General features: G+C 65.7%; 16 protein-coding genes. 7 read left to right on the top strand and 9 right to left on the bottom strand.

Translation table 11 applies throughout. The annotated features are described in order from the left end of the window. Positions 1-32 precede the first annotated feature (32 nt). A complete protein-coding gene (locus AC0IXR_RS02170) occupies positions 33-1,169 on the bottom strand; it encodes a patatin-like phospholipase family protein (RefSeq protein WP_461221119.1) in 1,137 nt (378 codons plus the stop codon). A gap of 261 nt (positions 1,170-1,430) precedes the next feature. On the opposite strand from AC0IXR_RS02170, the gene AC0IXR_RS02165 reads away from it, so the two are divergent. Together AC0IXR_RS02165 and AC0IXR_RS02160 are read left to right on the top strand one after the other, a co-directional pair. Continuing rightward, on the top strand, positions 1,431-2,393 hold the full coding sequence (locus AC0IXR_RS02165) for an acetyl-CoA carboxylase carboxyltransferase subunit alpha (protein ID WP_311274279.1): 963 nt from the start codon (positions 1,431-1,433) through the stop codon (positions 2,391-2,393). Between the two features lie 357 nt (positions 2,394-2,750). Then, positions 2,751-4,331, top strand: a complete 1,581-nt coding sequence (locus tag AC0IXR_RS02160) for a L,D-transpeptidase family protein (protein WP_405030548.1) — start codon at positions 2,751-2,753, stop codon at positions 4,329-4,331. A gap of 78 nt (positions 4,332-4,409) precedes the next feature. Here the strand turns inward: AC0IXR_RS02160 and AC0IXR_RS02155 are convergent, their stop codons facing one another. From AC0IXR_RS02155 to AC0IXR_RS02145, 3 genes are all read right to left on the bottom strand, one after another. Next, positions 4,410-4,655 carry a hypothetical protein gene (locus AC0IXR_RS02155; RefSeq protein ID WP_056423601.1) on the bottom strand — a complete coding sequence of 82 codons (246 nt, stop codon included), beginning with the start codon at positions 4,653-4,655 and terminating at the stop codon, positions 4,410-4,412. Positions 4,656-4,786: 131 nt separating this feature from the next. Continuing rightward, positions 4,787-5,503 (bottom strand): PhoH family protein, encoded by a 717-nt coding sequence (locus AC0IXR_RS02150; protein WP_461235248.1) that lies wholly within the window; start codon positions 5,501-5,503, stop codon positions 4,787-4,789. A gap of 444 nt (positions 5,504-5,947) precedes the next feature. Beyond that, complete coding sequence (locus AC0IXR_RS02145) at positions 5,948-8,353, bottom strand: ATP-dependent helicase (RefSeq protein WP_056423597.1); 2,406 nt, start codon at positions 8,351-8,353, stop codon at positions 5,948-5,950. Positions 8,354-8,496: 143 nt separating this feature from the next. On the opposite strand from AC0IXR_RS02145, the gene AC0IXR_RS02140 reads away from it, so the two are divergent. Together AC0IXR_RS02140 and AC0IXR_RS02135 are read left to right on the top strand one after the other, a co-directional pair. Continuing rightward, on the top strand, positions 8,497-8,739 hold the full coding sequence (locus AC0IXR_RS02140) for a hypothetical protein (RefSeq protein WP_056423595.1): 243 nt from the start codon (positions 8,497-8,499) through the stop codon (positions 8,737-8,739). A gap of 187 nt (positions 8,740-8,926) precedes the next feature. Further along, positions 8,927-12,529, top strand: a complete 3,603-nt coding sequence (locus tag AC0IXR_RS02135) for an AsmA family protein (protein ID WP_471759591.1) — start codon at positions 8,927-8,929, stop codon at positions 12,527-12,529. A gap of 28 nt (positions 12,530-12,557) precedes the next feature. Here AC0IXR_RS02135 and AC0IXR_RS02130 read toward each other — a convergent pair whose 3' ends face one another. Both AC0IXR_RS02130 and AC0IXR_RS02125 read right to left on the bottom strand, forming a co-directional pair. Continuing rightward, on the bottom strand, positions 12,558-13,343 hold the full coding sequence (locus AC0IXR_RS02130) for a polysaccharide deacetylase family protein (RefSeq protein WP_471759590.1): 786 nt from the start codon (positions 13,341-13,343) through the stop codon (positions 12,558-12,560). Beyond that, on the bottom strand, positions 13,340-15,508 hold the full coding sequence (locus AC0IXR_RS02125) for a S9 family peptidase (protein ID WP_471759588.1): 2,169 nt from the start codon (positions 15,506-15,508) through the stop codon (positions 13,340-13,342). Before AC0IXR_RS02125 ends, AC0IXR_RS02130 begins: the two co-directional genes overlap by 4 nt. Before the next feature lie 503 nt (positions 15,509-16,011). Between AC0IXR_RS02125 and AC0IXR_RS02120 the strand changes: the two genes are divergently transcribed. Further along, the gene (locus AC0IXR_RS02120) at positions 16,012-16,446 is read left to right on the top strand and encodes a Ros/MucR family transcriptional regulator (RefSeq protein WP_056423588.1); all 435 of its coding nucleotides are present in this window, start codon (positions 16,012-16,014) and stop codon (positions 16,444-16,446) included. 177 nt (positions 16,447-16,623) lie between these two features. Next, positions 16,624-17,478 carry a DUF6456 domain-containing protein gene (locus AC0IXR_RS02115; protein WP_471759587.1) on the top strand — a complete coding sequence of 285 codons (855 nt, stop codon included), beginning with the start codon at positions 16,624-16,626 and terminating at the stop codon, positions 17,476-17,478. A gap of 5 nt (positions 17,479-17,483) precedes the next feature. Here AC0IXR_RS02115 and AC0IXR_RS02110 read toward each other — a convergent pair whose 3' ends face one another. From AC0IXR_RS02110 to AC0IXR_RS02100, 3 genes are all read right to left on the bottom strand, one after another. Then, positions 17,484-17,906, bottom strand: coding sequence for a SufE family protein (locus tag AC0IXR_RS02110; RefSeq protein ID WP_207409983.1), 423 nt, complete (start codon positions 17,904-17,906; stop codon positions 17,484-17,486). 115 nt (positions 17,907-18,021) lie between these two features. Next, complete coding sequence (locus AC0IXR_RS02105) at positions 18,022-19,062, bottom strand: sensor histidine kinase (RefSeq protein ID WP_056423579.1); 1,041 nt, start codon at positions 19,060-19,062, stop codon at positions 18,022-18,024. A gap of 167 nt (positions 19,063-19,229) precedes the next feature. Beyond that, positions 19,230-20,234: a 2-hydroxyacid dehydrogenase gene (locus AC0IXR_RS02100; RefSeq protein WP_471759585.1), complete on the bottom strand. Its 1,005-nt coding sequence runs from the start codon at positions 20,232-20,234 to the stop codon at positions 19,230-19,232. 295 nt (positions 20,235-20,529) lie between these two features. Here AC0IXR_RS02100 and AC0IXR_RS02095 point away from each other — a divergent pair, with 295 nt between their 5' ends. After that, on the top strand, positions 20,530-21,099 hold the full coding sequence (locus AC0IXR_RS02095; RefSeq protein ID WP_156467660.1) for an SH3 domain-containing protein: 570 nt from the start codon (positions 20,530-20,532) through the stop codon (positions 21,097-21,099). The last annotated feature ends 84 nt before the right edge of the window (positions 21,100-21,183 follow it).

Here is a 21,183-nt window from a genome sequence, read left to right as displayed (position 1 = left end):
TGGGCCTCCGGGATGAAGCGGTCGGGATGACGTCAGTCGCGGGCGTCCCGCGTCAGGTCGAACACGGCGACGCCGGTTTCGTCGTGCACTCGGTCGCACCAGGCTGGAGAGCGCAGAGAGCGGCGCATGTCACCGGCACCCGCCGCCCAATGCTCCAGCATGGTGGCGCGGGAGAACTCGTAATCCTTCGAGTTTCCCTCATAGGCTTTCCGCCGGTAGATCAGCTGCATCACGGTCGTGAAATTGGCGTGGGAGACCTGGCGCAGGTAGGCGACGTCCTCGTCGCTCATCAGCTCGGGCGGCAGCTTCTCGGCCAGCCGTCGGAACGCGGCTTTCGCACGCCGGGCTTCGAGGTTCTTGTCGGTGTTGAGCCGCGTGCGGCTCGAGAAGCGGATGTCTTTCTCGCGCTCGGCCGATTCGACCAGGGTGCGGGGCATCGGCCCGCGCGCGGCGAAGAGATCGACCTGATAGACCACGAGGTCACGGCTGCGCTCCTCGTCGAGGATGTATTGCAGCGGCGTGTTCGAGACGATGCCGCCGTCCCAATATTGCTCGCCGTCGATGGTCACAGGCGGGAAACCCGGCGGCAACGCCCCCGACGCCATGATGTGCTCGGGCGTGATGCGGTCGCAGCGATTGTCAAAATAAACGAAATTGCCGGTGCGCACGTTGACGGCTCCGATGCTGAGCCGGGTGCGCCCCTCGTTGATGAGGTCGAAATCAACCAGCCGCTCCAGCGTCGCCCTGAGCGGAGCGGTGTCGTAATAGCTCAGCGCCTCCGGGGCGCCGGGCGGATAGAACGTCGCCGGGGGAACGCGTGGCGTGAAGAAACCGGGCACGCCGAAAGTGGCGATCCAGTTGGCGCTGGCCTCGTTGAAGGCCGCACGCGCCTTCTCGCCGGGAAACCAGGGTGAGCCCATCACGCCGGACGAGACCTGCTCCCAGAACGCCCTCAGCCGCTCGACGCGGCGCTCGGGCGGATTACCGACGATCAGGGCCGCGTTGATCGCGCCGATGGAGATGCCCGCCACCCAGTCGGGCAGGATGCTCTCGGCCGCCAGCGTCTCGTAGATGCCGGCCTGGTAGGAGCCGAGTGCGCCACCGCCCTGGAGTACGAGGACGTGGGATTCGCCGCTGGGAAACGCTATCACGGGCGCGGACCTCTCCATAGCGTCCCAGACGCCATACACAGAGGCTGGAGAGTGGACGCCGAACGATGACGGCACCATGACCCAAGGCCAAGCTTAAGGCTATCGTCGTGTAGGGCGAAGGCCGGCTCTGAGAGCCAGGATGGTTGACAGGCGGTGTTCCTTCGCCAACACCCCCGGCCAATCGCGGCTTTTCCCGCCCGCCCCGGACGCCTTCCGTCGCCGTTGTCTCCGACACGGCATCCCGGCGCACCAATGGCGACGAACAAGGATCTCTGACCGATGTCGGTGACGCGCTCCTATCTCGATTTCGAGAAGCCGGTGGCCGAGCTCGAATCCAAGCTGGAGGAGCTGAGGACCATGGCCGCCCGCGACGGTGCGGTCTCCATCAGCGAAGAGGTCGGCCGGCTCGAGGGCAAGGCCGCCGCCGCCCTGTCGGACATCTACGCCACGCTGACGCCCTGGCAGAAAACGCAGGTGGCACGCCACCCGCAGCGGCCGCACTTCATCGACTACTGCGCCGGGCTGATCACCGAGTTTACTCCCCTGGCAGGCGACCGCACCTTCGGCGAAGACCAGGCCATCGTCGCCGGTTTCGGCCGTTTCGAGGGCCGAGCCGTCTGCGTGCTGGGCCAGGAGAAGGGCTCCTCCACCGAGAGCCGCCTGCGCCACAATTTCGGGATGGCCAAGCCCGAGGGTTACCGCAAGGCGGTGCGGCTGATGGAATTGGCCGATCGGTTCGGCCTTCCCGTCCTCGCCTTCGTCGACACGGCCGGCGCGTTCCCTGGCATCGAGGCGGAGGAGCGTGGGCAGGCCGAGGCCATCGCCAGTTCCACCGAGGCCTGTCTCGCCCTCGGCGTGCCCAATGTCGCCGTCGTCATCGGCGAAGGCGGCTCGGGCGGTGCCATCGCGCTTGCCACCGCCAACCGCGTACTCATGCTCGAACATGCGATCTACGGTGTGATTTCGCCGGAGGGTGCGGCCTCTATTCTCTGGCGCGATCAGGGCCGTGCGGCGGATGCGGCCACCGCCATGAAGATCACTGCGCAGGATCTGCTGCGCCTTGGCATCATCGATGGCATCATCCCGGAGGCGACCGGCGGCGCCCACCGCGGCCGCGAGGCAGCCATCGCCAATACGGGCAAGGCCGTGGCCAAGGCCCTGGCCGAATTCGATGGTCTGAGCCCCGACGAGATTCGAGACCGCCGGGCCGCGAAGTTCCTCGATATCGGCCGCAAACTCTGATGCGTCGTTTTAGCGCACCCCTCATGCGGAACCGTTGAAGAGTTTGTTAAATCCCGCCTCGGGACTGGTCGTGAAGCCCCGCTATGACGACGGGCCTACGGCGCATCGCACAGAGAAATACCAGCGGAATCAAGTCGATTGCTCTCCGACTGGCATGCCTGAAAGTCGAGGCTCGACGACACTTTGCGGCAAGGTGTTGCCCACAATGAGGAAGCCACCGAAATCCACATCCTCACGAGCCGGCCATTTGCGTCTTCTTGCGGTAACAACCGGGTAAGTTTAACGACGCTATTGGGTTGGGGAGTGGCGTTCGACGGGCGAGATCCCGCGAGCGCATGAATGAGGACGGGGTTCCCCATGGCTTTGCGCCCGCTGGCTCTACGCCTGGCTACGGCTGCCGGTATCGTTGCGCTCGCTCTCTCCCTCACCGCTTGCCAGGACGGCTCGATGGGCGGCGGCGTCCCGTTGCGGGCCCTGACTCCCGTCCCCGCGAAAACCTTGGCGCTCATGGCGCAGAAGGGCATGGCGACGAACGACCCCATCCTGATCCGCGCTTTCAAGAAGGAAGCGGAGATGGAGGTATGGAAGCGTGGCGCGAACGGCCAATACGCGCTGCTCAAGACCTTCCCGATCTGCCGCTGGTCGGGCCAGCTCGGCCCCAAGACCAAGCAGGGAGACCGGCAGGCCCCTGAGGGTTTCTACACGGTGACACCGGGGCAAATGAACCCGAACTCGTCCTATTATCTCTCTTTCGATACCGGCTACCCGAACACGTACGACCGGGCCAACGGGCGGACGGGCAATTACATCATGGTGCACGGCACCTGCTCGTCCTCGGGCTGTTTCGCCATGACCGACGAATCGATGGGCGAGATCTACGCCCTGGCCCGCGATTCCTTCGCCGGCGGGCAGCGCGCGTTCCAGTTCCAATCCTACCCGTTCCGGATGACGGCGACGAATTTCGCTAAGTACCGCAACGACCCGAACGCACCGTTCTGGAAGAACCTGAAGGAAGGCTCGGATTATTTCGAGGCCCTTCGCGAAGAGCCGCGCGTGAACGTCTGCGGCACACGCTACGTCTTCGGCGGACAGGATGTGGCGGCCGGCTCGTGCTCGCCGAAGGTGGATACGCTCGTTGCCGAGAAACGGGCGCGGGACAACCACGACATTGCCGAGCTCGTCGCCAAAGGCACGCCCGCGACGCGTGTCGTCTATGACGATGGTGGCCAGAATCCGGTCTTCCGGCCGCAGCCGCCCGCCTCGACGATGGCCTTCGCGAATTTGACGAAGAAGGAAGAGCCGGAGGCCCCCTACGACCCCAAGGAATATGCGCGCCATCATCTCGGTGAGGTGAGCCGGCCCGAGAGCCTGGCGGCCGGCGAGCGCGAGGTCGAGGTGGATGCCAAGGGACGGCCGGTGATGCTTGCCGCCGCCGAAGCTCCGATCCCGACCAAGGCCGCTGCGGCCGCCCTCAAGCCGGGGGCCGACAAGACCAAGTCCGGCAGCATCGTCGCGAAGACGGATGCGGCGTCCGAACCGCAGAAGCCGGCAGCGACGGCGCGCATCATGGTGGCCGATGCCGACGCGGATTCACCTGCCTACACAAAGGTTCTCGGCAGCCTCTTCACCGCGAAGGCTTCACCGACGCCCGCGACCCCATCGGCCAATGCCGCCACGATCCCGGCTGTCGCATCCGCGCCGGAAACGATCCAGACGGCACCGAAGGCTGGCAAAGCGCCCCATACTGGTCATGCGATCACGGTGCCGACAGTGACCGGCGCCGTGGGACAGAAGGCCAAGATCGCCGCCGACCCCGTGAAAACCGGCAAGGCCACGACCAGCGGTGCGCCGTCACCTGTTGCCAAGACGCCTCCGGCCAAGGATGCCGCGCTCAAGGAAACATCGGTGAAAGCCACGGCGGCCACACCGAAGCTCTGAACGGCAGCACTCTCTAACGGTCGTCGCACAAAAAAGGGCCCCGATCGGGGCCCTTTCACATTCACATTGCTGCTGCGATCACATCCGGTGCATGCGGCGGTGATGCATCATCCGGTGACGCATGTGGTGGCGGTGCATGCGCATGTGGTGACGGCGGTGCATCCGACGATGCATGCGGCGCTCAGCATGGTGCATACGCACGGGAGTGACGGTCTCGGAGGAGGTCACACCCATCGGGGCGCCGGGGGCGGCCGAAGCGCTCGTGGCGAGGCCGGCTGCGCCGAGGCTTCCGACCATGGCAAGCGCGAAGATCAATTTTCTCATCGGGCGTTTCCGTTCTCTTTGACCCGAGCTCCGCGCTCGGATTGATCTCCCCCGCTGGCGCCGGGGAGATGATTGCCGCACGCCGAGACGTGCGGCGGGTCCGGTTCGACCCGCCGCTGATAACACTCAAGTCAGAGTTTCGTTTCCTCGAAGGCCCGTACCCATTCCGCGCAAATGCCCGAACGGACGATATCGTCGAGGGTGAATTCGACGATCGGGATCGGCATCATGCGGCTTTTGACGAGATGGATCACGGTTCTGAGGCCCGACGTCTCGCGCAGGTCGGTCTGGGACACGTCGCCATTAATAATGACCTGGCAATCGTCGCCGATCCGGGTGAGGAACATCTTGATTTCGGCGGTGGTGGTGTTCTGCGCCTCGTCGAGGATCACGAGGCAGTTCTTGAAGGTGCGTCCGCGCATCACTTCGAAGGGGACCACCTCGATGTCGCCGGTCTTCATGGCGATCTCGTAGGCGGCGTCGCCCATTCGCTCCTTCATGGTCTCGGTGAGCGGGGTCACCCAAGGCGCGATTTTTTCCTCTAAGCTGCCTGGGAAGAACCCGAGCGAGCGGCCAGCGGGGACGTTGGGGCGGGTGATGATGACCTTGGCGATGCGGCGCTGGCGGAGCTGATCCGCGGCGCGGGTTCCAGCAATGTAGGTCTTACCGGTACCGGCCGGGCCGAGAACGATGACCTGCTTGTTGACGGCGAGAGCGTCGAGATACTCCGCCTGTCGCTCCGTGAGCGGTTGGATCGGGGCCAGGTTACGCTCGTCGTCGAACCGGGTGCGGTGCAGCCGCACCGGGCGGTCTTCTACCAGTTCAAGTCGCGTGCGCCGTCTTTTCATCGATCAACACTCCAACTGGACTTGCCAACTAGGGTTTAACTGATCTTCGACCTGCTGACGTCTTTTAACCTCGATAACATTTCCTGCACGGCTAACTTTATCAACACTACGCCAATTCGAGAGCAGGTCTTTCAGTTCCGGATGTCGCCACGACGCCTGTGGACGACTGGCCTCGAAGATGATGCGGGCCCCGCATGCGCGACCCACGAATCACCTACGCACGCACCATGCCGCTCCCGTCGCGACAGGGGCGTGACAGCGCGAATTCTTGAGTGTGTGGCTGAATATCTCTCGGAAGACTCGGCGGCGACAGTTGAAGCGGGTCATGCGGATGGAGAGGGCGGGATGTCGGCGCATCCATCTCGACCATGACACTCCTGCCCTGCTCAAGGGCTGAACCGGCCGGACCACATCGCTTATCGAGCGTGGAGCCGGCTGGGTGCTTCAGCCGGGCTGGATGAAGCTGTCGAGAACCATCTTGCGGCCGGCCTTATCGAAGTCAACGGTCAGCTTGTTGCCGTCGACGGCCGCCACGTTGCCGGGGCCGAACTTGGTGTGGAAGACTCGCATACCATCCGAAAACGCGGACGGCGCACCTGTCGACTTTGCCACGAGCTCGCCTTCGATCTGGCGAGGGCCACCATTGCCTCGTCCGGGCGGCGAGGACCGTCCGAAAGCTTGCCGATTCCCGCCTCCGAACTCCTGGTTGCCGGCAGTGTTGGCTTGCGCCCGCTGCCAGCCCGGCGTCGCGTAGGAGGAACCGAACGGCGCCGGGTTGCGGTCGAAGCGCGAGGCGCCGGCGGAGAAATGCGCCGGGGCGTCGACCACGTCGACGGCGTCGGCGGGCAACTCGTCGATGAACCGGCTCGGCACCGTCGAGGACCACAGCCCATGGATGCGCCGGTTCACCGCAAAGGACAGCTTGGCGCGTTTGCGGGCGCGGGTCAGGCCCACATGGGCGAGACGGCGCTCCTCCTCCAGCCCGGCGCGGCCGCTCTCGTCGAGCGCCCGCTGGTTCGGGAACAATCCGTCCTCCCAGCCGGGCAGGAACACGGTGTCGAATTCGAGCCCCTTGGCCGCATGCAGGGTCATCAAGGAGACCCGGTCCGCCCCTTCCTGCTCGCTCGCCTCCATCACGAGGGAGACATGTTCGAGGAAGGCAGCCATGTCGGGGAATTCCTCCATGGAGCGCACGAACTCCTTGAGGTTTTCGAGACGCCCGGCGGCATCGGCGGATTTGTCCTTCTGCCACATCTCGGTGTAGCCGGATTCCTCCAGAATGGTTTGAGCCACTTCCGAATGCGGCTGGGTACCGACCATCCGCGCCCACCGCGAAAAGCTCTCGACCAAAGCGCGGACGCCCGAGCGGGCGCGCGGCTTCAACTCGTCGGTCTCGATCAGGCTTCGAGCGGCCTGGAGCAGCGGCACGCGCTGCAAACGCGAATAGCCATGCAGGATTTGTAGGGTAGCGTCGCCCAGGCCCCTCTTCGGGGTGTTGAAGATGCGCTCGAAAGCGAGGTCGTCCGCCGGGTTCATGGTGACACGCAGATAGGCCAGCGCATCGCGAATTTCGGCACGTTCGTAGAATCGTGGTCCACCGATGACGCGGTAGGGCAGACCGAGCTGAACGAAGCGGTCCTCGATCTCGCGCATCTGGGCCGAGATGCGCACGAGCACAGCGATCTCCGAAAGCGGATGCTGCTTGGCCTGCAGGCTCTCGATCGATTCGCCGAGTTGGCGCGCCTCTTCCTCCGAATCCCAGGCGCCCGACACAGTCACCTTCTCGCCGGCCACGTCTTCGGTGCGCAGGGTCTTGCCGAGGCGGCCTTCGTTCTTGGCGATGAGCCCGGATGCGGCGGAGAGAATATGACCGGTGGAGCGGTAGTTGCGCTCGAGCCGCACCACGGCCGCACCGGGGAAATCGTGTTCGAAGCGCAGGATGTTGTCGACCTCCGCCCCGCGCCAGCCATAGATCGACTGGTCGTCGTCGCCCACGCAGGCGACGTTGCGGTGCCCCTGCGCCAGAAGGCGCAGCCAGAGATACTGGGCGACGTTGGTGTCCTGGTACTCGTCGACCAGGATGTAGCGGAAGCGCTGCTGGTAATTCGCCAGCACGTCCGGGTTCTCGCGCCACAGCTTGAGGCAGAGCAGCAGCAAATCGCCGAAATCAGCGGCGTTCAAGGTCAGGAGCCGGGCCTGATAGGCGGTGTAGAGCGCGCCGCCCTTGCCGAAGGCGAAGGCCCCCGCCTCGCCGGGGGGGACCTGCTCCGGCAGGAGGCCGCGGTTCTTCCACCCGTCGATGGCCGAGGACAGGGCGCGGGCGGGCCAGCGCTTCTCGTCGATGTTCTGGTCGACGATGACCTGCTTCATCAGGCGCAGCTGGTCGTCCATCCCCAGGATGGTGAAATCCGATTTCAGTCCCACCATCTCGGCGTGCCGGCGCAGGATCTTGGTACCGATGGAATGGAAGGTGCCGAGCCAGGGCATCCCCTCGCCGGCCGGGCCGATGAGGGCACCGATCCGGTGCTTCATCTCGCGGGCGGCCTTGTTGGTGAAGGTCACCGACAGGATGTCGTAAGGCCGCGCCTTGCCGGTCGAAACCAGATGGGCGATTCGCGTGGTGAGCACCCGCGTCTTGCCGGTGCCTGCACCAGCGAGGACGAGGACCGGTCCTTCCGTCGTCTCGACGGCGCGGCGCTGCTCGGGATTCAGCCCTTCGAGATAAGGCGAACCCTGTGGCCTGAGGGAGGCCATGGCGCGCGCGGCGATAGAGGTCTGCGCGGCCTCGGCCGCCACGCCGGAGGCCGGCGCCGGCACAGGGGCCGTCGTCGCGTCGGGATGCTGTTTCATGTTGCTTCCCTGGACCAAAACGCGAACGACGTCGAGGGTTGGGACAAAAGGTCGGCCCCAGATGGGTGGCCGGGAGGGGAACCACGGTTTCCTCTCGGGCGTCGTCTCACCATACCGTGAACATCATCACCAGAGGACGTTCCATGCGTACCGCCCTATCCGCCATCTCGATGCTGACCGTTGTCGCCGGCCTATCCCCCGCCCTGGCCCAGTCGCCCGGCACGCGATCACTCAACGAAACCAACGACCGGCTCGCGACCCAAAGCGAGATTCGCGGCGTCCGGCATCAGCAGCAATTCGAGAACAATCAGATCCGCATGCAGATGCAGCGCAACGAAGTCACCCGTCCGGCCCCGATCGGCTCGGGACTGACGCCACGTCGCTGACTGGATCGGCTCCGGAAGGCATGCCCGGCAGCTGTTGACCGCGAGAAACGCCTCTGGCGCGGAACCGGTCACCTTGTGCTATGCCGCATAGGGTGGGGGCACGACCGGGCATGACGTCCGGTGAGACAACGTGCCCGCCCCAAGGCAGTCCCGGAGACCGGGCCGGAGCGAGGCGGAAACCAAGACGGTGCGAGACATCCTGACCGCGCTGGCGGGCGCCGTCATCCTGATCCTCGTCGCGGCCCTGGCGGTCCCGCCCCTCGTGGCTTGGGAGAGCTACCGCACATTGGTGGACCGGACGATCGGCAGGTCGCTCGGTCTTGACGCGCGGACCGAAGGACGGATCGCCGTCAGGCTTCTCCCCTCGCCGCAACTGAGCGTCGATCGGCTGCGCATCGGCGGACAGGCCGACAAGCCGGCGTTGGATCTTTCGCTCGTCAAGGCCGAAATCGGTCTCACGCCGCTGCTGACGGGTGAGGTCCGCTTCACCGAGACGCGGATCGGGCGAGCGGAAATCAAGCTCCCGATCAGCGACGACGATGCGGTCCGCCTTCCCGCCGATCTCTATCAGACGCTCGCCGACCAGGATCTCGCCATCGAGGACCTGTCCATCGGACAGGTCATCCTCACGACCGTCGTCCCGCAGAGCGGCCGCACCGATCAGGTGCGGGCCGAGACCGTGCATCTCTCGGCGCCCCGGCTCCTGGGCCCCTGGCGGATCGAGGGGACGAGCGGCGCGGTCGCCTTCCGGATCGCCACCGGCGAACCCGCCGAGGACGGCAGCGTCGCCGTGAAGTTCTCCGGCGGCGGCGATACCCGTCCGCGCTTCGAGGCCGACACTCGTATCCGACTCGAACCTGTGCCCGGCGAGGCTCCCGTACAGGGTAGCCAGCTGCGTGCGATGATTCCGAAGGCCGAAGGATCGGCGCGGGTCGTGGTCGGGCCGCCGGTTCAGGTGGCGGGCGCCTACCTGCCGTTCTCCCTGGGCGGCACGTTCAAGGCGCGGGGACCGGTGGTGCGGTTCTCCGACGTGAAGGCCGAAATCGATCCCGGCGGTCAGGCCATGCGACTGGCCGGAACCGGACGAATCGATCTGCGCTCCTGGCGGGCAGCACTGACCCTGGAGGCGCGCCGCCTCGACCTCGATGCCTTCCTGATTTCAACGGCAGGCCAGGCCATGCTGGCGCGCGGGATGCCCCGCGCCGGATCCGAACTTCCGATGATGGTCGATCTCGACCTCGCCCTCGAAAGCATCGGCCTCGGCCTCGACGAATGGACGAATCTCCAGCTGTCCGGCACGTTCGACCGGACGGGAGGCCTCGCGCTTCGGCGCTTCTCGGTGACGGCGCCGGGCAACACCGCCCTCACCGCATCCGGAGAGGTCGATACGCAACCGGCCCTGCGCTTCACGGGCAACGTCTCCCTGGACGCCGCTGCCTCCGACGGGTTCGGGCGGTACCTGCGCAAGTTCGGCCTCGGCGGCCCGGCTGTCGCGGTGATGGACGGGCGCCCGATTCAGGCATCCGCGGACGTCTCGACGGCGAGCCCGTCCTCGTCACTGCGAAACCTCCGGCTCTCCCTCGGCGAGGCGCGGATCACCGGCAACGCCCGCTATACCCAGGCCGAATCGGGCGGGCGCGGGCGCTTCGATGCTCAGCTTTCGGCGCAAGGAATCGATGTCGCAGCTCTGCCTTCCTTCGGCAGCGCCTTGTCCGGCCTTCACGACCACGACCTAGGCCTGACGATCCAGGCGCGGGACGTGCGCTACGGGCCGGCCGGGGCCGATTCGGGCAACGGAACCATCGCCGCCAGCATCCAGTCGGACGGAGCGAGCCTGAACGTCGGCAGCCTCGACGTCACCGACCTCGCCGGCGCCAACGCCAAGCTGTCGGGCCGGATTGCGCCGGATGGGTCAGGCCGTATCGCGGGCCGGATGTGGGCGCCGGTAGCCGCCCCCCTCATCGCCCTTCTCGACCGGACGTGGATGGCCGAGGCTCGGATGATCCCCGGCTTCCTGCGGGCGGGCAGCCTCGACCTCGCGGTGACCCTGGAGCGCGAGGCAGGGGCCGCCGACACCTTGCGTACCAGCGCCAGCGGAACAGCCGCAGGCGGCAGCCTCGGCCTCGACCTGCTCTCGCGGGGCGGGCGTATCGACAGCCTGTCCCTCGATCTGACGACGCCGCTCGCCGGACGTTGGTTCGAGCGCGAGGACATGGCCGCCCTGCGCAAGCCGGCGGCCCTGCACATCAGCGGAGCACGCGGTCAGCCCGCGCCCGACGGCTCGGTTCCGGCCCTCGGCCTCGATATCTCCGGCACCATCGCCGACCTCACGCTCGCAACGGTGAAGCCGGTCGTGCCCGGTCCGGGCCAGACCCCGCCGGAAGCCGGCGAGATCCTTTTGAAGACGCCGGATCTCGCGCCCTTCCTCATTCTCGCCGGGAGCACGGATGCCCTACCCTTGCCGATGCCGGCGGAACTGCTTGTTGGTCTGTCGCGGGCCGGACGCGATGCCCATGCCGACGTCACGGGGCGGATCGCGGGAGCCACGGTTCTCGCCAATGTCAACCGATCGCCCGCCGGCGACATCTTCGGCAGCGTCGCGCTCGGCCGACTCTCGCTGCCCTGGCTCGCCGCTTCCCTGATCGTCCCGCCCGACGCGAAGAAACCGGAAGCCGGAGACGGCGCACGGTTCGGCGCAGCGCCGGCTGTCAGACCGCCCATCGACCTCGACGTCAGGGTGGATAAGCTCGATCTCGGCCGGCGCTTCACCGCCGAAGGGGCGGCTTTCGGTGCCCGGCTCGACAACGGCGTCCTCACGATTCGCGACGTCAACGGACGTCTCGCCGGGGGACGCCTCGTCGGCAACATCACGTTGTCCCGGCAGGGTGGCGCGGCAGCGATCTCCGGGGAAGGCAGCCTGAGCGACGCCTCCATCGCGGACCTCGTCGGTCCGGGACCGATCTCCGGCCGGGCCAGCGCGACCCTTCGCTTCGGCGCTTCGGGCCAGAGCCTCGCGAACATGGCGAACAATCTGGGCGGAAGCGGCGATCTCAGCCTTACCGATCTGGTGCTTCCCGGCGGCGATCCGGGCGGGATCGAGCGCGCTTTGGCCAAGGCGCTCGCGGAAGACGATCCGCTCCGGGAGGGACGGCTCCAGGCCCTGGTGGCCGAGGAGCTCGCCGCCGCGCCCATGGCAGTGAAGGGAACGGTGAAGGCACCCGCGACCCTCTCGGGCGGCTCACTGCGTGCCGCGCCCCTCACCTTCGATCTCGGCGGACCGCGCTGGGCCGGCACCCTCTCCGTCGACCTGACGACGGGGCGGTTCGATGCACGCGGGACATTGACGGGTGGCGGCGCTCCGAAGGGCTGGACCGGAGGGATTCCCTCGATACAGCTCGCCTATTCCGGCCCGCTCGCGAAGCCCGACCGCAGTGTCGATACCGGGCCCCTGACCACCGGCCTCGCTGCCGTAGTCCTGCAGCGCGAACTCGATAAGATCGAAGTGTTCGAGGCCGATCAAATCGAGCGCCAGCGGCGTCGCGCCAGGATCGAGATGGACAAGGCCCGTGCCGCCGCCATCAAGGCGGCGGCCGAAAAAGCCGCAGCGGAGAAGGCCGCCGCCGACAAAGCCGCGGCGGAGAAGGCGGCCGCCGAGGAGGCCGCCCGTCAGACGCGCATTCGCGCACTCGCACCGAGCCTAGACGATGCCGCTCGCCGCGCCGCCGATGGCGTACCGGCCCCGGATGTCCTTCCAGGCCGGGTTGTCGAACCGCCCGCACCGCAGCCCTGATCGCGGCCGGTTTCAAGAACGAAGACGATCAAGGAACAGGCAGCGCGGCCCGGGCCGCCACGATTGCGTCGGTCATCACGGCATTGGCGCCCTCGGCTTTGAGGGTAGCGAGGGGAATGACCTCCACGTCGGCGCAGGCCTGGACGACATGGGCGAGGTCGAACTGGACTGCGAGGCCGCCCGCCTTCGCATCGAGCCAGACAGTCATCGCAGGCGGCTCATCGCCATCTGGCGTCGATACCGCCTCCCGGCACTCGTCGTCGTCGGCATCCGCCTTCGCCTGACCGGTCCTGGGGCGATAAGCCTTGAGGTAGAGGTCGAAGAGCCGCTTCGAGGACAGGGACACCATCCTGCTTCCATCCATCTCGGTCTGGAGCGCGACCTTGCCGGTGAGAGCGGGCGGAAGCAGCGCGGTCCAATCGACGGGAGCACCGGAAACGAGGTCGTAGACGATTGCCGAGGTGCCGGTATTGGGATGTACGCCGCCGCAGAAGGCGCCGTCCGTCATCGTGTAGCTGAGGAAGCGGGGGCCCCGCATCGTCACGTCGATATGCCGGCCGTAATCGGCATGTTTGCCTCCCTGCGCCAGACACTCGGCCGCGGCTTTACGCGCCGCTCCGTCTAGGCGCTGAACGGCGGCGTTGATCCGCCGCTCGGCGTCGTCGACGGGGTTGGCGATCCGCGGCATCGCCGATAGATCCTTGGCGAGGTCGGGGGGAACCTCGAGGGCCACCGTCCTGTCCGCTGCCGCGCCCGGCACCAGCGTCGCCAGGAGGCACCCAGCGGCGGCAGCGGTTCGGACGAAGGCCGTCACGGCTGCAGGCTCTCGCTGCCACCAGCCAGCCCCGCCGCCCGGAGGGCGAAGGCATAGATCAGGGCCACTTCTTCCAGCCGGTCGAAGCGTCCCGCCGCCCCGCCATGGCCGGCTTCCATGTTGATCCGCATCAGAACGGGGCCTCCGCCAATCATCGTGGCGCGCAGGCGCGCCACCCATTTCGCCGGCTCCCAATAGGTCACGCGCGGGTCGGTGAGTCCGCCGAGCGCCAGGATCGCCGGGTAGTTCTGCGCCGAGACGTTGTCGTAGGGCGAGTAGGACAGGATGCTCTCGAAATCCTCGACGCTCGCGCCCGGATTGCCCCATTCCGGCCATTCCGGCGGGGTCAGCGGCAGGTCGCCGTCGAGCATGGTGTTGAGCACGTCGACGAAGGGCACGTCTGCGACGATCCCGGCGAAGAGGTCCGGCGCGAGGTTGGCCACAGCCCCCATCAGCATCCCCCCAGCCGATCCGCCATGGGCGACGATGCGCCCCGACGTCGTGTATCCGGCGTCCGCCAGGGCGAGACCGCAGGCGACGAAGTCCGAGAAGGTGTTGGGCTTTTTGGCCCGCTTGCCGTCCATGTACCAGTGCCAGCCCTTCTCCGTTCCGCCGCGCACATGGGCGATGGCGTAGACGAAGCCGCGATCCACCAGCGACAGCAGGTTGGTGCGGAACGCGGCCGGCATCAGGGTGCCATAGGAGCCATAGCCATAGAGTAGCAGCGGAGACGAGCCGTCGAGGACGAGGTCACGACGGTGGAGGAGCGAGATAGGCACGCTCTCTCCGTCCGGTGCCGTGGCGAAAATCCGGCGTGTCACATAGGCGGCGGGATCGTGCCCGCTGGGGATGGTCTGGCGCTTGCGCAACTGACGGGCGCGGGTCGAACAATCGTAGTCGTAGGTCTCGGCCGGCGTCGTCATCGACGAATAGGTGAACCGGATCACCGCCGTCTCGAATTCATGGCCCGGCTGGAGGCCGAGGGAATAGGCTTCCTCGGCGAAGGCCACGATGTGCTCGTTGCCCTGCGTATCGCGGACGACGATGCGGGGCCGCGCATTCTCGATCTCGAGACGCACGAGATGCTGGGCGATGACATGCTGGTGGCGGATCATCACACCGCGCCGGTGTGGAATCAGATCGGTCCAATTGGCGCGGCCCGACGCACCGATGCGGGTGGTGACGATCTTGAAGTCCTCAGCCCCATCCGCATTGGTTAGAATGAAGAGGTGGTTCCCCCAATTCTCCACGGAGTAGATGAGCAGCGGCTCCCGCGGCTGAACGCATAGCAGTGTTGCATCCGGCGACCGGCGATCGAGGAGATGCACTTCCGAGGTTTCGTGGTCACTTGCCGTGATGGCCAGGTAATCGCGCGACTGGGTCGTCTCGATATGGACGAAGAAGCCAGAATCGCGCTCCTCATAGAGCATGCTGTCGGCGGACTGGTCCGTCCCGACGACGTGATGCATGACGCGGGCGGGACGATGGTTCTCGTCCACGGCTACGTAATGGAACGACAGGCCATTCGCTGCCCAGACCACCTCGCCGGTGGTCGATTCGACGCGGTCCGGAAGATCCTGTCCCGTGCCGAGATCGCGGACGCGGATCGTGTGAAGCTCGGACCCCTTGGAATCCGCGCTCCAGGCAAGGCGAGCATGGTCGTCCGAATGCACCGCCGCCGCGAGCTCGAAGAAGGCGAGGCCCCTCCCCTCCTCGTCACCATCCAGCAGGACCACTTCGCCCTCCTCAGCCCCACCCGTACCGGCGGTCTCCGCCCCATGACCGGGGATCACCACCACCGTGCGCGGCCGGCGGCAGACGAGGGGATGCTGCCCACCCTCGCGATGCCGGGTGTAATAGGCGAATGCACCGTCCGGCTCGGGTACGCCGCTATCGTCCTCGCGGATGCGCCCGCGCATCTCCGCTACCAGCGTCTTCCGCAAGGGCTCGAGATCGCCGAGCGCGGCTTCCGTATAAGCATTCTCAGCATTGAGATGTTCGCGGATATCCGATGGAAGGGCACTAGGATCCTTCAGGACGTCGCGCCAGTTCTCGGCTTTTAGCCAAGCATAATTGTCGGAAATTGATCGGCCATGCACCGTGAATGTGTGCGGGCGCACGTCAGGGACAGGCGACTTGCTTTCCAGGTGGAAAAGATCGTCCATGGATACACCTGCAAGGTTGCCAAACATCGTCGGCTGAATAGCGTAGCGGCGATCAATTCGGCTCGTGATCGCCTTCGATGTCTGCATGTGTCCCAGCTGAACGCTGTGGGCAAGGTGGAGCGGAAAGTCTTTTCCTGCCGTCTTCGGCCGAACTGTGCCAGACCGGTCAACCGATCGGGAATGCGCGGAATGAGAATGCGTCCAATCATGCATGCATAAGTGACGTCAAACTTGCGCCAATGCATGATCACGCTGAATTGAACTATTGTTCAAAAATCTTGATTCGGCATATCCAGAGGTTTGACTTATGTCTTGCAGGGCCAACTTGAATATCATAAAATGACTGACATGGCGATTACCATCGCCCATCATCATGGAACACCGCTGCGTGACGCCACGATGCCGAAAGTCAATGCCGTGGTTTGCCAAAACGCCTCTTGGCTCCTCGCCCGCATACTTAACAGACTGTTACCGGCATCGTGCTTAAGGGAACCGTTTAGACAATGAGCGACATTGAGAATTCGGCCGACTTCGTTGAACTGACGGTCGACATCGTCTCGGCCTATGTGAGCAACAATCCTGTGCCTGTCGGTGAGCTCGCACAGCTCATTACCAAGATCCACGCCTCGCTGACCCAGGTCGCGAGCGGTGAAACCGAGGCCAAAGTCGCAGCCGCCCCGCAGCAGCCTGCCGTTCCCGTCAAGAAGTCGGTGACTGCCGACCACATCATCTGCCTCGAGGACGGCCGCGTATTCAAATCGCTCAAGCGCCACCTTCGCGCGAAGTACGATATGAGCCCGGAACAGTACCGTGCGAAGTGGGGCTTGCCGTCGGACTACCCGATGGTCGCCCCGAACTACGCCAAGGCTCGTTCGGACCTCGCTAAGGCGATCGGTCTCGGCCAGACCCGCAACGGGACCTACGACGAAGCAGCGTAAATCGACCGGCCGGGCATTCGCGAAATCTCGCAGCCCGGCCTTTTCCCGTTCCGCAGGAGCGGGGATTGTTCGTACCCGTGAGCGACGCTGAACAAAAGCCGCTTGCGCTAGGATATTTTTCCTTTATTCTTCCCTGAGCCAACGCGGCACCCGCTGTCACGTGCTAGGGAACATATCATGAACATATCCCGGATCGGCCAAACTCGCAGCACAAGCCGGCGACCAGTGTCGGTCAGTGTTCCGACGGAACTCGGCCGCGACGCGGCCCGCCTTCTCACGGCACTCGACGCGGAGGGGGCCTACGCGTTGTCGGACCCTTTGGCCGAGGGAGACATCATCGTCCGCAGCGGTGGCGACGGGATCTCGGTAAGTCGCGGACGCTACCTCGCGCAGGCCGGTCAGACCCTCCTGTCCTGCGATCTCGCCGAACAGGCGGACGGGCGCCGTGCCAGGCTGACCATCAGCGCCGCGGGCCGGGCCAGGCTACGGCGGGAACGGGCCGGCCGGGACACCCCCTATCTCGCACAGCATCTCGATCTCGAAGGCCGCGGGGAACCGAGCCGACCGGTTCGCGACACATCGGAAAGTCCACTTGCCTGGATGGCCCGGCGGCGGGATCGGGACGGGACGCCCCTGATCGACGCCGCCTGTTTCGAGGCAGGCGAGCGGCTGCGACGCGACATGACCATGGGGGCATTGATGCCCCGGATGGGTTCGGACTGGAGCGGGGTCAAGGTGGATGGTGGGGGCCCGCGCGATCCCTCGGCTGGGTCGGACGCCATGCTGGCGGCCCGGCAGCGAGTCCGGGTGGCACTCAGTGCGGTAGGCAGCGACCTGTCCGGATTATTGATCGATCTCTGCGGCTTCGTGAAAGGCCTGGAGATAATTGAAGCCGAGCGCCGTTGGCCGGCGCGTTCGGCCAAGGTCGTCATCCGTATCGCCCTGGCGCGGCTGGCGGAGCATTACGGGCTGGAGCGGGAAGCAGTAGGGCCTAGCCAGTCACGCCTGCGCCTATGGCGTGACCGCGCCTGAAGGGCTCAGGCGGCCAGTTGCGCGGCATCCCGGTGGATACGCTCGGCCATGGCCCGAACTCCGTTGGAGCGCTTCGACGTTAGGTGGGCACCAAGGCCGATCTGCTTGAAGACCTGGAAAACGTCGACTTGGGCGATCTCCTTCGGCGTCTTTCCATCGTGCAAGGCCATCACCAGGGCGATCAATCCCTTGGTGATGAACGAGTCACTGGTTCCTCTCAAATGCAGACGCGGAGGCTGCTGCGAATGATCGATGTTAGAATCGACCCAAACCTGGCTTTCGCAACCATGGACGCGATTCTGCTCGGTGAGCAGTTCATCAGGGAAGGGCGGCAAGGCACGGCCGAGTTCCATCAGATACTCGAGCTGGTCCGGCCCGTCGTCGAGGATTTCGAAATTGTCGATGATCGTTTCGATGGGCGGAAGCATAATGGCGGGCTGAACTCTTACGAATGCCGACACGGCGCGCTGTGAATGCGCGGACCGTTGCAGCCATATAGGAAGCGGGGGCCACCCAAGCGACCCTCGCTGGCGTGAAAGTCCGTTATTCCGAGGGATGGACCAGAGCTTCCGGCAGTTGAAGCTCCATCGGATCCGAATGCGTTCCGGTGCCTCGCACCGCGATCTCGGCCTGTGCGGCATAGGCCGCCACCAGCCGGGGGCCAAGATTGGGCACATCCGCCACGCTGGCCGCCGGCTGATCGCCGCCGGAAACGATGGTGAGCCGAACCGGAGCGCCAGCCGTGGCATCGATGGTGATCGAGATCGTGCAGGACACGGAATCGGACGTAGCGTCGAGGCATTCGGCGACGACCTCGGCGACGATCATGCCTAATGCGTTGGCTGTCCTCGGCTCGACGAGGCTGGTGCCGCGCCCTCCCACCGTCACGCTGATCCGCCCGGCCCGCCGCAACTGGCCGAGGCCGGATGCGAGCCGGTGGAGGTAATCGCGCAGGTCGATAGAGGCGATATGTGGCGCCTCATGCAGATGCTGCTGGACGAGGGCGATCGCGCGGACGCGCTGGCCGAGCGCCTCGAAGCTACCGCGGCAAGGTGCCGGCGCGGCGCGGCCGTAAAGGCCGATCAGGCTCACCATCACCTGGAGGTTGTTTCTAACCCGGTGATATACTTCCGCGAGAAGGGCCTCCTTCTCGACGAGCGCGTGTTCGGCATGCTCCTCGGCACGCTTGCGGTCGGTGATGTCGAAGCACGAGGCGAGGTAGCCCTGGAACGTCCCGTTCTCGGTGAGGGGGCGGGCGTTGTTCAGCAGCCAGCGATAGGCACCGTCATGGCGGCGCAGGCGAAACTCGATGGAGTATGGCGCGCGCGATGCAAAGGCCTCTTCGACCAGCGCCGCGTGCCGGTCGAAATCGTCCGGATGCAAGCCACGCCGCCAGCCATGACCGAGCTCGTCGTCGCGGGACCGGCCGGTGAAGTCGAGCCAGCATTCGTTGTGATGGATCGCCCCGCCCTCGGTATCGGAGCGCCACATCATCAGAGGCACGAAATCCGCGAAGCGACGGAAATCGTCGCACGGCACGGCCTCGTCGATGTTTGCCTCGGTCGACTGTGTCTCCGCGGCCATGGTGCTCCTACTCTAACCGCTGCGCGACGCTCGCCCGACAATATCTATCGGCGCCGGTCAACGTATCGGACATGGCACCGTTCCTACGGCTTGGGTCTGCCGATGCACATAGATCGATAAACTAGCAAGCCTCGTGCAAACCCGGCTCCGGGCCGGAGGCGGCGACGTCAGAGCATGCTGGGCAGAATCCGGTCCGGCGGGCGATGTCCATCCATGAAGGTCTTGATGTTGATGATGACCTTCTCGCCCATATCGGTCCGGCTCTCATGCGTCGCCGAGCCCATGTGAGGCAGGAGCACGACCTTGCCGGAACGCGCCAGCTTGACGAGGCGCGGACTCACGGCCGGCTCCTGCTCGAACACGTCGAGGCCGGCGGCGGATATCTCGCCCGCTTCGATCAGGCGTGCGAGGGCCGTCTCGTCGATCACCTCACCGCGGGCCGTGTTCACCACGATCGCCTCCGGCTTCAGCAGCTTCAGACGGCGGGCCGAGAGGAGGTGGTAGGTCGCGGGCGTGTGGGGGCAATTGACCGAGACGATGTCCACCCGCGCCAGCATCTGGTCGAGGGATTCCCAATAGGTCGCGTCGAGCTCGCGCTCGATCTGCGCCGGTGCCTTGCGCCGGTTGTGATAATGGATCTGCAGGCCGAACGCCTTCGCGCGGCGAGCGAGGGCCTGACCGATCCGCCCCATACCGACGATACCGAGGCGCTTGCCGGTGATGCGGCGGCCGAGCATCCAGGTCGGGGACCAGCCTTCGTCCCAATTGTCGTCCGGAATGATCCGGGCGCCTTCGGCGACGCGGCGCGCCACGGCGAGGATCAGCGCCATCGTCATGTCGGCCGTGTCCTCGGTGAGCACGCCGGGGGTATTGGTGACGGTGATGCCCCGCTCCAGTGCGACCGCCACGTCGATATGGTCGACGCCATTGCCGAAATTCGCGATCAGGCGAAGGTTCGGGCCGGCCTGGACGAGGAGACCGGAATCGATCTTGTCCGTGACAGTGGGAACGAGGACGTCGGCTTCGCGCAAAGCGGAGGCCAGGGCCTCGCTGCTCATCGGCTTGTCATCGGGGCTGAGGCGAATATCGAACAATTCGCGCATGCGTGCCTCGACCACCTCAGGCAGGCGACGCGTGACCACAACGAGTGGCTTGCGCTTCAACGACGACATGCACCCTCCGCGAACGTTTCTGCTAGGCCGGTCTCTTCCGTGAGCCGGAGTTCATGCCGAGGCTTGACCTCGCATTAACCACGCATCGGCCAGACAGGTCCCATAGCTCCGACGCCTTGGCTGCCGGTTCCCGAGGCTTCTCTACCAGAGAGGGCACGGAACACAACGTACCCCCGCGCCCGAAGCATCGCGCGGGGATCGCTAGACGAGGATTCACGATGCCGATCGTGGCCATGACGATCATGGAGACATGGCCGTCCGGGAAAATGACGATCGCGAACCTTTGGGAAGACCGATGATGCGCCTGCCTGGATTCCTGTTCTTCACCTGCCTGACGCTGGCCTCCTCATGGGCGGCGCTGCCTTCGAGGGCGATCGCAGCCCCTGCAGGCGCGGGCGATGCGAATCGCGGCCCCGCGACGGGCCTGCCCCTACCCCGCTACGCGAGCCTCAAGACGGATCGCGTCAACCTGCGCGAGGGACCTTCGAAGGATCACCGCACGCTGTGGGTGTTCCAGCGTGCAGGCCTGCCCATCGAGATCGTCGCCGAGTTCGAGACTTGGCGCCGTATCCGGGATTCCGAGGGGACCGAGGGCTGGGTGCTGCACTCCCTCCTTTCCGGCCGGCGCACCTCCATCGTCATGGCAGCCAAGGGAGGAGATTCTGCGATCCCGCTCCATGCGCGGGCGGAAGAAGGGGCGAGCGTGGAGGCGAAGCTCCAGCCCGGCGTCATCGGCAGCGTCAAGAGCTGCACCGGAAGCTGGTGCCGGGTCATCGTCGCGCTGCCACAGAAGAGCGGCGACGTGGACGGCTATATCCGCCAGGACCGCCTCTGGGGGGTGTACCCCAACGAGAAGATTGACTGAGCCGGAACGCGCAGTTCGGCGGACATGAAAAAGGCCCGGCTGAGCCGGGCCTTTTTCATGATGGCGGGCAGGAGGCCGTAGAGG

The sequence above is a fragment of the Methylobacterium sp. AC832 genome (genome assembly GCF_979256025.1).
Note: the sequence above shows the minus strand (reverse complement) of the source record. Positions and strands in the feature narration are given on the sequence as shown.